Origin of the sequence: Pseudomonas sp. NPDC087346 (assembly GCF_044744235.1) — a bacterium.
Lineage (GTDB): Bacteria > Pseudomonadota > Gammaproteobacteria > Pseudomonadales > Pseudomonadaceae > Aquipseudomonas.
Map to the genome: position 1 here is coordinate 41,104 of NZ_JBIUXX010000023.1, position 12,623 is coordinate 53,726.

Sequence of the window (12,623 nt, forward strand, 5' to 3'; positions counted from 1 at the left end):
TCGCGACAGGTCGCCGAGGGCGAACAGGTGCGCCGCCGGCGTGAATGCCTGGCCTGCGGCGAACGTTTCACGACATTCGAGACCGCCGAACTGGTGTTGCCGCGCCTGATCAAAACCGATGGCAGCCGCCAGCCGTTCGACGAAGAAAAACTCCGCGCCGGTATGCAGCGCGCCCTGGAGAAACGTCCGGTGAGCGTCGAGCGCCTCGAATCCTCTCTGGTTCACATCAAGCACAAGCTGCGCGCCACTGGCGAGCGCGAGGTCAAATCCCTCGTGGTCGGCGAACTGGTGATGGCCGAGCTGCAAAAGCTTGATGAGGTCGCCTATATCCGCTTCGCTTCGGTGTACAAGCGCTTTCAGGATCTCAACGAGTTCCGCGAAGAGATCGACCGCCTCGCCCGCGAACCGGTGAAAGAATGACCACTGCCGCCGAGCAGGCGATCCTCGACGCCCACTTCATGGCCCGTGCGCTGGAACTGGCGCGCAAAGGTCACTTCACCACGCACCCCAATCCCCGGGTTGGCTGCGTGATCGTGCGGGACGGGCAGATTGTCGGCGAAGGCTGGCATGAACGCGCCGGCGAACCTCATGCAGAAGTCCACGCCTTGCGCGCCGCCGGTGAACTGGCCCGGGGCGCGACCGCTTACGTCACCCTTGAACCTTGCAGTCACCATGGGCGTACGCCGCCGTGCGCCGATGGGCTGGTGAGTGCCGGTGTCGGGCGGGTGGTTGCGGCGATGCGCGATCCGAATCCGCAAGTGGCCGGGCGTGGTTTGCAGCGACTGGCGGATGCCGGTATCGCCACCGAAAGCGGCGTGCTGGAAAGCGAAGCGCGCAAGCTCAATCAAGGCTTCCTCAAACGCATGGAACACGGCTTGCCGTTCGTGCGGGTCAAACTGGCGATGAGTCTCGACGGTCGCACGGCGATGGAAAGTGGCGAGAGCCAGTGGATCACCGGGCCTGCCGCACGTTCCGCAGTGCAGCGACTGCGCGCGCAGGCCAGCGTAGTGCTGACCGGTGCCGATACGGTATTGGCCGACGGCGCGCGGTTGACCGTTCGCGCTGAAGAGCTGGGCCTCGATGCCGAGCAAACCGCACTGGCCATGAGTCGTCCGCCATTGCGGGTGCTGATTGATGGTCGCCTGCGGGTGCCGCTGGATGCCCCGTTCTTCAAGGCAGGCCCAGCGTTGGTCGCGACTTGCGTTGCGGTCGAAGAGCAATACGCCAATGGCCCGGAATGCCTGATCGTGCCGGGTGATGACGGACAGGTCGATCTGCATCAGTTGCTGGTTGAGTTGGCCAAGCGTGACGTCAACGAAGTGCTGGTTGAAGCCGGTCCGCGCTTGGCGGGGGCTTTTGCTCAGCTCGGGCTGGTCGATGAGTTTGTGATTTTCATTGCCGGCAAGTTCCTCGGCTCCACGGCGCGTCCTTTGCTGGACTGGCCGCTCGCCCATATGAAGGATGCGCCGGAGCTGAAAATCAGCGAAATTCGCGCCGTGGGCGATGACTGGCGAGTCACTGCCATCCCTGTCCATTCGGCGAGCGTATAATTCCCGGCCATCGCTATTGCGCTGGCCTTGTTCTCAAGGAGAACCCCATGTTTACCGGCATCATTGAATCCATCGGCAGTATCCGTGCATTGACCCCCAAGGGCGGTGATGTGCGCGTGCATGTCGAAACCGGCAAGCTCGACCTGAGCGACGTCAAACTCGGCGACAGCATCGCGGTCAACGGCGTATGCCTGACCGCAGTTGAACTGCCGGGCGACGGCTTCGCGGCAGACGTCAGCCGCGAAACCCTCGACTGCACGGCCATGAATGACCTGAAAAGCGGCAGCCCGGTCAACCTGGAAAAAGCCCTGACCCCGACCACCCGTCTCGGCGGGCATCTGGTCAGCGGTCACGTTGATGGCGTCGGCGAAATCGTTTCCCGTGCCGACAATGCCCGCGCTGTGGAATTTCGCATCCGCGCGCCAAAAGACCTGGCCAAGTACATCGCCCATAAAGGCTCGATCACCGTCGATGGCACCAGCCTGACCGTGAACGCGGTCGATGGCGCCGAATTCATGCTGACCATCATTCCGCACACCCTGAGCGAAACCATCATGGCGTCGTACAAGCCAGGTCGCCGGGTGAATCTGGAAGTCGACTTGCTGGCGCGTTACCTCGAGCGCCTGTTGCTCGGTGACAAGGCTGCAGAGCCAACCTCCGGCGGCACCATCACTGAAAGCTTTCTGGCCCAGAACGGCTACCTCAAATCCTGACTCAAGGGGGTGCCTTGTGGCGCTCAATAGCATCGAAGAACTGGTTGAAGACATCCGCCAAGGCAAGATGGTCATCCTTATGGATGACGAAGACCGCGAGAACGAAGGCGACCTGATCATGGCCGCCGAATGCTGCAAGGCCGAGCACATCAACTTCATGGCCAAGCACGCCCGTGGCCTGATCTGCATGCCGATGAGCCGCGAGCGCTGCGAACTGCTGAAGCTGCCTCTGATGGCGCCGCGCAACGGTTCCGGGTTCGGTACCAAGTTCACCGTTTCCATCGAAGCGGCCGAAGGCGTGACCACCGGCATCTCCGCCGCTGACCGCGCGCGCACCGTGCAAGCGGCTGCCGCCAAAGACGCCAAGGCTGAAGACATCGTCAGCCCGGGCCACATCTTCCCGCTGATGGCTCAGGCCGGCGGCACCCTGGCGCGTGCCGGCCACACCGAAGCTGCGTGCGATCTGGCGCGCATGGCCGGTTTCGAGCCGAGCGGTGTGATCTGCGAAGTGATGAACGACGACGGCACTATGTCCCGTCGCGCTGAGCTGGAAGCTTTCGCTGCCGAACACAACATCAAGATCGGCACCATCGCCGACCTGATTCACTACCGGATGATCCACGAACGTACCGTTCAGCGGATTGCCGAGCAGCCACTGGACAGCGAACTGGGCCAATTCAACCTGGTGACCTATCGTGATTCCGTGGAAGGCGACGTGCACATGGCCCTGACGCTGGGCACGGTCTGCGCCGAAGAGCCGACGCTGGTTCGCGTACACAACATGGACCCGCTGCGCGACCTGCTGATGGTCAAGCAACCGGGCCGCTGGAGCCTGCGCGCCGCCATGGCTGCGGTTGCCGAGGCGGGCAGCGGTGTGGTGCTGTTGCTCGGTCACCCGCTCGATGGCGACGTGTTGCTGGCGCACATCCGCGAAACCGGCGATCAGGCTGCGGTGAAAAAACCGACCACTTACAGCATCGTCGGTGCCGGTTCGCAGATCCTGCGCGACCTCGGCGTACGAAAAATGCGCTTGATGTCGGCACCAATGAAATTCAACGCCATATCCGGTTTCGATCTGGAAGTTGTAGAATACGTGCCCTCCGAATAATGACCGGCTGTTTGCGGCCCTGAATTCGCGGCAAATAAATCACTGAGGGACGCGTAGCACACGCGTCCCGGCTCTTTAAGAGATCTGACGAATGACCCTGAAGACCATCGAAGGTACCTTCATCGCCCCTAAAGGCCGCTACGCTCTAGTAGTAGGCCGTTTCAACAGCTTCGTGGTTGAAAGCCTGGTCAGCGGTGCAGTTGATGCCCTGGTTCGCCACGGCGTGAGCGAAAGCGACATCTCCATCATCCGCGCACCTGGCGCCTTCGAAATTCCGCTGGTTGCGCAGAAAGTCGCTCAGAAGGGCGAGTTCGCGGCAATCATCGCCCTGGGCGCGGTCATTCGTGGCGGCACTCCGCACTTCGAATACGTGGCTGGCGAGTGCACCAAGGGCCTGGCCCAGGTGTCCATGGAGTTCGGCGTACCGGTCGCTTTCGGCGTGCTGACCGTTGATTACATCGAGCAAGCCATCGAACGTTCCGGCACCAAGGCCGGTAACAAAGGTGCTGAAGCTGCCCTGTCCGCTCTGGAAATGGTCAGCCTGCTGGCACAGTTGGAGGCCAAGTGATTAGCGACGAAAGCGATCGTTTCAACCCGCGCGATCCACGTCCAGCGGACGCCGGCAAGCCTTCGAAAAGCGAAAAGCGCCGGGCTGCCCGTCAGTTGGCGACTCAAGCGCTGTACCAGCGCCACATGGCCGGTACTTCGCTGAACGAAATCGAGGCGCAGTTTCGCGTCGACAACGATTTCACCTTTGCCGATGCCAGCTACTTCCACGACATCCTGCACGGTGTTCCGGCCAGCCTGACCGAGATCGACTCTGCGTTGACGCCGTGCCTGGACCTGACCATCGAAGAGCTGGACCCGGTTGAACTGTGTGTGCTGCGCCTGTCCACCTGGGAACTGCTCAAGCGCGTCGACGTGCCGTACCGCGTGGTGATCAACGAAGGGATCGAACTGGCGAAAGTCTACGGTTCCACCGACGGTCACAAGTTCGTCAACGGCGTGCTCGACAAGCTGGCCCCGCGCCTGCGTGATGCTGAAGTGAAGGCGTTCAAGCGCTGAAACGCGCTTGATACTTCAAATGGGCGAGTTTGAGCTGATCCGTAATTTCTTCGCCGCCGCGCCTTGTGCGCAGGGCGGCGAGGGCGTTGCACTGGGGATCGGCGACGACTGCGCCTTGCTGGCGGTTCCCCCCGGGGAACAGCTGGCGGTTTCTACCGATACGCTGGTGGCCGGTGTGCATTTCGCCGACCCCTGCGATCCGTTTTTGCTGGGTCAGCGCTCGCTGGCCGTAGCTGTCAGCGATCTCGCTGCCATGGGCGCTACGCCCATCGCCTTCACCCTTGCCCTGACTGTACCGACGGTGACCGCCGATTGGCTGCAAGCCTACGCCCGTGGTTTGAACCGCATGGCGCAGAGCTGCGGTGTGGCACTGGTCGGCGGTGACACCACGCGTGGGCCGCTGAGCCTGACCATGACCGTGTTCGGTCGCGTTCCTGCCGGGCAAGCACTGACCCGCAGCGGCGCGCAACCCGGCGACTTGCTGTGTGTTGGCGGAGAGCTGGGCAACGCCGCCGGTGCTTTGCCGCTGGTGCTCGGCCAGCGCGAGGCCGACACTGAGATTGCCGAGCCGCTGCTCAATCATTACTGGTCGCCACAACCACAGCTCGCTCTCGGTCAGGCGCTGCGCGGCAAAGCCACTTCCGCGCTGGATATCTCCGACGGGTTGCTCGCCGACTGCGGACACATTGCCTTGGCATCGAAAGTGCGACTTGAGGTCGAGGACGAGCGTGTGCCGTTGTCGGAAGCACTGGTTGCCTTCCTTGGTCAGCGCGGTGCCAAGCGTGCGGCGTTGAGTGGTGGCGATGATTACGTGCTGGCGTTTACCCTACCGTCCGTCGAGTTGCCGGCATTGCTCGCCGATGGCTGGCCGATCCATGTGATCGGGCGAGTGGCGCAGGGCCAGGGTGTGGTGCTGCTGGATCGCGAAGGATTGGACATCACCCCGCAAATCCGGGGTTATCAACATTTTCAGGAGTCACCGTGACAGATCACCCGAAACAGGTTCCGGCCGAATTCGTTCCGCCGTCGGTCTGGCGCAATCCCTGGCATTTCCTCGCGTTCGGTTTCGGTTCGGGCACCTTGCCGAAAGCTCCGGGCACGTGGGGTTCGTTAGTTGCGCTACCCTTTATTCCGTTGTGGCAGATGTTGCCCGACTGGGGTTACTGGCTGATGCTCGGCATCACCATGCTGTTCGGCTTCTGGCTGTGCGGCAAGGTCGCTGACGATCTGCGAGTGCACGACCATGAAGGCATCGTCTGGGACGAAATGGTCGGGATGTGGATCACCCTGTGGCTGGTGCCGGAAGGCTGGTACTGGTTGCTCGCGGGTTTCCTGATGTTCCGCTTCTTCGACATCCTCAAGCCATGGCCGATCCGATGGATCGACCGGCATGTACATGGCGGCGTCGGCATCATGCTCGACGACGTGCTGGCAGGCGTGTTCGCCTGGCTGGCGATGCAGGGACTGGTGTGGATTTTCGCCTGATCCGCCAAACAGGGTTAAGTGCGCGGGGTTAAGTGAGGGGGACTAGGGATGGCTCGACGCTGGCTGATGCTTCTGCTGTTTGTGTTGCTTGGCTCTGTGGCCAACGCGCAGGAAGCCGTGCACGCGCCGTCGGTCATCCATTTGGCCAGTGAGGACTGGCAGGACTACACCGCCGCCGATGGTCATGGTCTGGGTTGGGACGTGCTGCGCAAGGTGTTCGAACCGGCCGGGGTCAAGCTGGATATTCGCACCGAACCCTACACGCGATCCGTAGGCTTGGCCGAACGCGGCGAAATCGACGCCTGCGTCGGCTCCTATCACGAAGAGGCCAGCGAGCTGCTGTATCCGCGCTGGAACTTCGACACCGACCACATCTATGCCCTCGGCCTTGCCAGCAATCCGGCGCCGACCCCGGAAACCCTCGGCAGCTATCGACTGGCCTGGGTGCGCGGTTACGACTATCAAGATTATTTGCCCAACGTGAAGAGCTACAACGAGGTCGTCCGCCGTACCGGGATTTTGTCGATGCTGACCCACAACCGGGCGGACTATTACATCGACGCGCTGACCGAAATCGATTACGTGATCAGCCGGGCCAGGGAACCTGAACAGTTTCGCAAAACCCACATCGCTGAATTGCCGCTGTACCTGTGCTTCGCCGATACACCGCAGGCCCGTACGTTGATGGCGTTGTTTGACCAGCGCATGGAGTTGTTGGTGAAGAGTGGCGAGCTGAAGCCGATCTTTGAGCGCTGGAAACAGCCGTATCCATTCGCTGATGCTGCGAGTCCCCTGTAGGAGCTGCGGCACGCTGCGATCTTTTGACTTTGTCTTTTTAAAGGTCGAGATCAAAAGATCGCAGCGTGCCGCAGCTCCTACAGAGATCGAGGTCGTCTGCGGTGTCATCAAACTTTTTGATCGTTATGGCCGATAATTCAGCCTAAGCGCCTGCAGGAACCTGCTGTTACAATGCCGGCCAGCGAATCTTCAGACTTTTTTAGATCAGGAGCACACCGGTGCCTGTCGTTTTTGTCGCCGCTTCCAAGCTGCCAACGCCTTTTGCGCAATTCACCATGCACGGTTTTCTCGATGAAGCCACCGGCCGCGAGCACGTTGTGCTGAGCCTGGGTGATTTTGCCGACGGAGCCCCGGTTCTCGGCCGTTTGCACTCCGAGTGCCTGACCGGTGACGCCTTGTTCAGCCAGCGCTGTGATTGCGGCTCGCAACTCGAAGCCGCCCTCAAGGCCATCGCCCGCGAAGGCCGTGGCGTGTTGCTGTACCTGCGTCAGGAAGGTCGCGGCATCGGTCTGCTGAACAAGATCCGCGCCTACGAATTGCAGGACGGCGGCGCCGACACCGTTGAAGCCAACGAGCGTCTGGGCTTTGCCGCCGATCAGCGTGACTACGCCATGTGCCTGCCGATGCTTGAGCATCTGGGCGTGAAGTCCCTGCGTCTGATGACCAACAACCCGCGCAAGGTCAAAGCCTTGACCGACATGGGCATCGTGGTCGCCGAGCGCGTGCCGTTGCACACCGGGCACAACCCGCACAACAAACTGTATCTGGCGACCAAGGCCAGCAAGCTCGACCACATGATGGGCAACGAGCATCAGGGCGAGGCAGACCGGGCGTGACGCGCGGTCAGGTGCGGCGTCGTCTGGCAGTAGCCTGGTGGAAATACCTGGCGCTGGCACTGGTGCCGCTGTTCGTTCTCAATGCTCTGTTTGGTCAGACTGATGCGATTCTGCCGGTGCTGGCGATGCCGCTGTTCATTGCCGGCGTGGCCTCGATGTTTGTCAGCCTGAAGTTCTTCGGTCGCTACAAACATGCGCTGATCGCCACGCAAAAGGCCCTCGATAGCGCAGAAGAGCCGGCATCTTGGATCGCGTTGGCGGCGACTCGCCGGACTGCGTTTCTTGCGGCGGCGCTGCCGGCATGGATCGGCGCGCTGGCGGTGTTCGTCGGCCTCGAAGCGGTGCCGCTGATGTTGCTGGCGCTGTCCACGGCGGTGCTGTTCTATCTCTATCGTATCCCGCGTCAACTCGGCTGATGCGCCGTCTGTGGCTGGCGCTTCTGCTGCTGGCCGTCTCGGCTCCGGTGCTGGCGAGCCTGCGGGTGGTCAGCCTCGCGCCGTCGCTTTCTGAAATTGTCGTTGAACTGGATTCCGCCGATTTGCTGGTCGGGGTGCTGGATGCCGGTGAGCGTCCTGCGGCCATTCAAAATGTGCCGTCAGTCGGGCGTTATGGTCAGTTGGACATGGAGCGCCTGCTCAGCCTCAAGCCTGATTTGCTGCTACTTTGGCCCGGCAGTGTCGGCCCGGCGCAGCGTGATCAGCTCAAGCGATTGAACATCCCGACCTTTGTCGCCGAGCCGCATAGCCTCGAACAACTCAGTGCGCAGATTGAAACCATTGCGGTGCAGCTTGGACGTGCCGAGCGGGGCGTGAAACTGGCGGGCGATCTGCGGCAGAAACTCGATGACTTGCGCCAGCGCTATCGGCGCGACACGCCGTTGCGGGTGTTCTATCAAGTCTGGGATCAGCCGCTGTACACCGTTGGCGGTGGGCAGATCATCAGTGATGCGCTGGAAGTCTGCGGAGCACGCAATGTCTTCGCCGACCTGACCTTGCCCGCGCCGCAGGTCAGCATCGAAGCGGTGTTGCAGCGTAATCCGGAAGTGATTCTGGCCAGCGATCAGGCCCAGCTCAATGCGTGGAAAGCCTGGCCGCAAGTGGCGGCGGTGACGCAACATCAGTTGTTGCTCGTCACCGACAAAGGTCTCGAACGCCCAAGCGGCCAGATGATCGAAGCCACTGCCAAGCTCTGCCACTTGATCGCACCTGACAAATAATCTGGGGTGAGGGGCATTCCTTAGAGCGCGGGAGTCCAGGTGATCCCGAACATCCATGCCCGACCTTCTTCGCGATAACCGTACTGGCTGCCGTCATAGCTGTAATTCGTGCGGCTGTAGCCCTTGTCCAGAGCGTTATCCAGCTTCAGATCCAGCTTGATCTCACGGTTCAGCGCCCAACTGCTGCGCAAACCGAGCAAACCATAACCGCCCAATGGCTGGGTGTTGTTCAAGTCGTCGTAACTGCCGCTGACCAATTGCCAACTGGCGCCCAGACCCAGTTTTTCGAACTGGCGATCCAGATCCCAGCTCGCGGTACGCCGCGCACGGCGGGCCAGGGTGTGGCCGCTGTCACGGTCACGCGGGTCGATGATCGATACGCCGAGGTTGCTCTGCCAGCCGAATAGCTCCTGTTTCAGCGCCGCTTCGAAACCGTTGATGCGGGCCGAGGCGACGTTTTCCGGGCGCGAGTTGCTGCCAAAGATAATCGCGTCTTGCAGATCGGTGCGGTACAGCGACGTTTCCAGACGCGTGCTGTCGCTCAACTGACTACGCCATTGCAGCTCGTAGCTTTTCGAGGTTTCCGGCTTCAGATCCGGGTTGCTGAAATCCGGGTAGTACAGGTCATTGAACGTCGGTGCGCGGAAGCCTTCGCTGTAACTCAGCAACAGGTCATTGTCCGGGTTCAGCGGCAGGGTGAAGGTGCCGCTCCAGGTGTTCTGGCTGCCGAACTGCTGGTTGTCGTCGTGACGCAGACCCAGCTCCGTGGAGAAGCTGTCAGCCTGATAGCGATGCTGAATGAATGCTGCACGGTTCCAGCGGCTGTCCTCGTCGAACGCGGTGCTGCTGTTGACCCGGTCTTCGTACCAGTCGCCGCCGAGGATCAGGCTATTGCGCGCATTCAGGGTCAGATCGTTCTGCCAGTTCACCGAATCGCGGTAAGTGTTGAACACCGTGCGCTCGTCGCTGAGCTTGTCGAGGGTCTTCTCGCGGTTCTCGGTGTGGCCGAATTCGACGCGGGTTTTCCAGATATCGTTGACCCGCGCATCCACGTAGCTGCTGACACTGCTGACGTTGAAATCGCTGTAGGGCTGCTGCTGGACGGACTCGAACGTGTTCATGTCGAAGCGGCCGAACGGATTGTCGAACTCGCTCTTGCCACGGTTATCCAGCAGATTGGCGCCGACTTCGATGTCATCGGTCAGCGCATGGCTGAGGCTCAGGCTGATCGATTTGTTGCGGTATGCATCGTGGTCGCCATCGCTGGGATACGACTCGTGGGTACGGTCGATGCCGGCGGTTTCGTCGAGACTGGCGCCGAGATTGAAGCGGGTCTTCTCGTCGCCACCGGACAGGCCGAGGCTGCGTTCCCAGGTCTGGTTGCTGCCGAAGCCAACGTGCATGCGTGGCTGCAAACCCTGCTCAGTGCCGCGACGGGTGAAAATCTGAATCACCCCGCCAATCGCATCGCTGCCGTAAATCACCGAGCGCGACCCGCGCAGCACTTCCACACGCTCGATCTGCTCGATGTTCAGGTGCTGCAGATTGCTATCGCCGGACGTCGAACTGCCGATGCGTTGCCCGTCCACCAGCACCAGACTTTGCGCTGACTGGGTGCCTCGAATATAGATCCCCGGCAGACTGCCGCGCCCACCGGTCTGCGCCACTTGCACGCCCGGCACCCGACGCAGCAGATCCGGCACGTCGCTCGGTTGCAGACGGTCGATGTCTTCGCGGGTGAACACGGTGTTGGCGGCACTGCTGTCGTTGCGCGCTTCGACCTGACGGTTAGCGCTGATCAGCATGTCCGGCAGCTTCAGTGCCTGATCGCGCTCGAAGGTGTCGGCGAGGGCATTGGCGGAGGGCAGCAGAAGTAAGGGCAGGGCGAGGCGCGAGAGGTTCATCGGCAGTCCGTTGGTTACGCAAAACCCTGTAGGAGCTGCCGAAGGCTGCGATCTTTTGATTTTGCTTCTGAAAAAAATCAGGAGCTGACAAAGAGCAGGATCAAAAGATCGCAGCCTTCGGCAGCTCCTACAGGGTCGGGTTTACAGGTCGAGCAACTGTAAACGCTCGCGGATCGACGCTTCGATTCCCGCTTCATCCAGCCCGCACTCGGCCAGCATCTGCGCCGGTTTCGCGTGCTCGACGTAGATGTCCGGCAAGCCCAGATGCAGCATCGATTTGAGAATGTTCTCGCGAGCGAGGAATTCGCTGACCGCGCCACCGGCGCCGCCCATGATCGCGTTCTCTTCGATGGTCACCAACAACTCATGGCTGCCGGCAATCTCGCGCACCAACGCTTCATCGAGCGGTTTGACGAAACGCATGTCGACCACGGTTGCATCCAGCTTCTCGGCGACTTTCAGCGCTTCGGCCAGTTGCACGCCGAACACCAGCAGGGCGACTTTGCTGCCCTGACGGCGGACGATGCCTTTGCCGATCTCGATCGGGTCGAGGTTTTTCTCGATGGTCGCATTCGGGCCGTTGCCGCGCGGATAACGCACCGCCGCCGGGCCGTTGTACAGGTGGCCGGTGGTGAGCATCATGCGCAGTTCGTTTTCATCGCTCGGGGTCATGATGACCATGCCCGGGATGCAGCGCAGGTACGACAGATCGAAACTGCCGGCATGAGTCGGGCCGTCTTCGCCAACCAGACCCGCACGGTCGATGGCGAACAGCACGTCGAGGTTCTGCACCGCGACGTCGTGCACCAGTTGATCGTAGCCACGCTGGAGGAACGTCGAGTAGATCGCCACTACCGGTTTCGCGCCTTCGCAAGCCATACCGGCAGCAAAGGTCACGGCGTGCTGCTCGGCAATCGCCACGTCGAAGTAGCGCAGCGGGAAACGTTCGCTGAACGCCACCAGATCCGAGCCTTCTTTCATCGCCGGGGTAATGCCGACCAGACGCGGATCAGCCGCGGCCATGTCGCACAGCCACTCGCCGAACACCGCCGAATACTTCGGCCCGCCAGCCTTTTTCGGCGCGGCGGCCGGGGCGTCCAGCGGTTCGAGTTTGGTGATGGCGTGATAACCGATCGGGTCGACTTCCGCCGGGGCGAAGCCTTTGCCTTTCTTGGTGACGATGTGCAGGAACTGCGGGCCTTTCAGATCGCGCATGTTGCGCAGGGTGGCGATCAGGGTTGGCAGGTCGTGGCCATCGATAGGGCCGATGTAGTTCCAGCCCAGTTCTTCGAACAGGGTGCCGGGAACCAGCATGCCTTTGGCGTATTCTTCGGTGCGGCGGGCGATTTCCCAGGCCCCGGGCAGGCGCGACAGCACTTTTTTGCTGCCTTCGCGCATGCTCGCATAAGTGCGGCTGGAAAGAATCTTCGCCAGATAATTCGACAGACCGCCGACGTTGCGCGAGATCGACATGTCGTTGTCGTTGAGGATCACCAGCATGTTGGCGTTCACTTCCGGCGCGTGGTTCAGCGCCTCGAAGGCCATGCCGGCAGTCAACGCGCCGTCGCCAATCACTGCGATAGCCTTGCGATCACTGTTTTGCAGACGGGCGGCAATCGCCATGCCCAGCGCGGCACTGATCGAAGTGCTGGAGTGGCCGACGCCAAAGGTGTCGTACTCGCTCTCGGCGCGACGCGGGAAAGCCGCGACGCCGTCCTTCTGGCGCAGAGTGCCCATGCGCTCGCGACGACCGGTGAGGATCTTGTGCGGATAAGCCTGATGACCCACGTCCCACACCAGCCGGTCGTCCGGGGTGTCGAAGACGTAATGCAACGCGATGGTCAGCTCGATGACGCCCAGGCCGGCACCGAAATGCCCACCCCGCGGGGGGGGGGGGGGGGGGGGGTGGTAATGGAACCAAAAACACGAAGCGAGAAGCGAAACCACA

The 12,623-nt window shown here is 61.6% G+C and carries 14 protein-coding genes; 12 read left to right on the top strand and 2 right to left on the bottom strand.

From position 1 onward, the window contains the following. The 12 genes from nrdR to ACIOZM_RS15690 form a co-directional block, all read left to right on the top strand. A partial coding sequence (gene nrdR / locus ACIOZM_RS15635) for a transcriptional regulator NrdR (protein ID WP_401215424.1) occupies positions 1 to 420 on the top strand: 420 nt, incomplete at its 5' end. Next, positions 417 to 1,550: a bifunctional diaminohydroxyphosphoribosylaminopyrimidine deaminase/5-amino-6-(5-phosphoribosylamino)uracil reductase RibD gene (gene ribD / locus ACIOZM_RS15640; RefSeq protein WP_401215427.1), complete on the top strand. Its 1,134-nt coding sequence runs from the start codon at positions 417 to 419 to the stop codon at positions 1,548 to 1,550. The genes nrdR and ribD, both read left to right, overlap by 4 nt. 47 nt (positions 1,551 to 1,597) lie before the next feature. After that, entirely contained in the window at positions 1,598 to 2,263 is a 666-nt protein-coding gene (locus ACIOZM_RS15645) for a riboflavin synthase (RefSeq protein WP_401215430.1), read from the top strand. A gap of 16 nt (positions 2,264 to 2,279) precedes the next feature. Then, complete coding sequence (ribBA, locus tag ACIOZM_RS15650; protein ID WP_025109536.1) at positions 2,280 to 3,371, top strand: bifunctional 3,4-dihydroxy-2-butanone-4-phosphate synthase/GTP cyclohydrolase II; 1,092 nt, start codon at positions 2,280 to 2,282, stop codon at positions 3,369 to 3,371. A 91-nt stretch (positions 3,372 to 3,462) separates the two neighbouring features. After that, positions 3,463 to 3,939 carry a 6,7-dimethyl-8-ribityllumazine synthase gene (gene ribE, locus ACIOZM_RS15655; RefSeq protein ID WP_401215433.1) on the top strand — a complete coding sequence of 159 codons (477 nt, stop codon included), beginning with the start codon at positions 3,463 to 3,465 and terminating at the stop codon, positions 3,937 to 3,939. Continuing rightward, complete coding sequence (gene nusB, locus ACIOZM_RS15660; RefSeq protein ID WP_401215436.1) at positions 3,936 to 4,436, top strand: transcription antitermination factor NusB; 501 nt, start codon at positions 3,936 to 3,938, stop codon at positions 4,434 to 4,436. Before ribE ends, nusB begins: the two co-directional genes overlap by 4 nt. Positions 4,437 to 4,455: 19 nt before the next feature. Beyond that, on the top strand, positions 4,456 to 5,421 hold the full coding sequence (gene thiL, locus ACIOZM_RS15665) for a thiamine-phosphate kinase (protein ID WP_401215438.1): 966 nt from the start codon (positions 4,456 to 4,458) through the stop codon (positions 5,419 to 5,421). After that, a complete protein-coding gene (locus ACIOZM_RS15670) occupies positions 5,418 to 5,921 on the top strand; it encodes a phosphatidylglycerophosphatase A (RefSeq protein WP_003228639.1) in 504 nt (167 codons plus the stop codon). The genes thiL and ACIOZM_RS15670 overlap by 4 nt, the downstream gene beginning before the upstream one ends. A gap of 48 nt (positions 5,922 to 5,969) precedes the next feature. Then, entirely contained in the window at positions 5,970 to 6,719 is a 750-nt protein-coding gene (locus ACIOZM_RS15675; protein WP_401215441.1) for a substrate-binding periplasmic protein, read from the top strand. Positions 6,720 to 6,937: 218 nt separating this feature from the next. Beyond that, positions 6,938 to 7,555: a GTP cyclohydrolase II gene (gene ribA / locus ACIOZM_RS15680; protein WP_401215444.1), complete on the top strand. Its 618-nt coding sequence runs from the start codon at positions 6,938 to 6,940 to the stop codon at positions 7,553 to 7,555. Further along, positions 7,552 to 7,971, top strand: coding sequence for an MFS transporter (locus ACIOZM_RS15685; RefSeq protein WP_401215446.1), 420 nt, complete (start codon positions 7,552 to 7,554; stop codon positions 7,969 to 7,971). The genes ribA and ACIOZM_RS15685 overlap by 4 nt, the downstream gene beginning before the upstream one ends. Then, complete coding sequence (locus tag ACIOZM_RS15690; protein WP_401215449.1) at positions 7,971 to 8,771, top strand: cobalamin-binding protein; 801 nt, start codon at positions 7,971 to 7,973, stop codon at positions 8,769 to 8,771. The genes ACIOZM_RS15685 and ACIOZM_RS15690 overlap by 1 nt, the downstream gene beginning before the upstream one ends. Positions 8,772 to 8,791: 20 nt before the next feature. On the opposite strand, the gene ACIOZM_RS15695 is transcribed toward ACIOZM_RS15690, so the two are convergent. Continuing rightward, positions 8,792 to 10,675, bottom strand: coding sequence for a TonB-dependent receptor domain-containing protein (locus tag ACIOZM_RS15695; RefSeq protein WP_401215452.1), 1,884 nt, complete (start codon positions 10,673 to 10,675; stop codon positions 8,792 to 8,794). A 141-nt stretch (positions 10,676 to 10,816) separates the two neighbouring features. Further along, a partial coding sequence (gene dxs / locus ACIOZM_RS15700) for a 1-deoxy-D-xylulose-5-phosphate synthase (RefSeq protein ID WP_401215454.1) occupies positions 10,817 to 12,623 on the bottom strand: 1,807 nt, incomplete at its 5' end.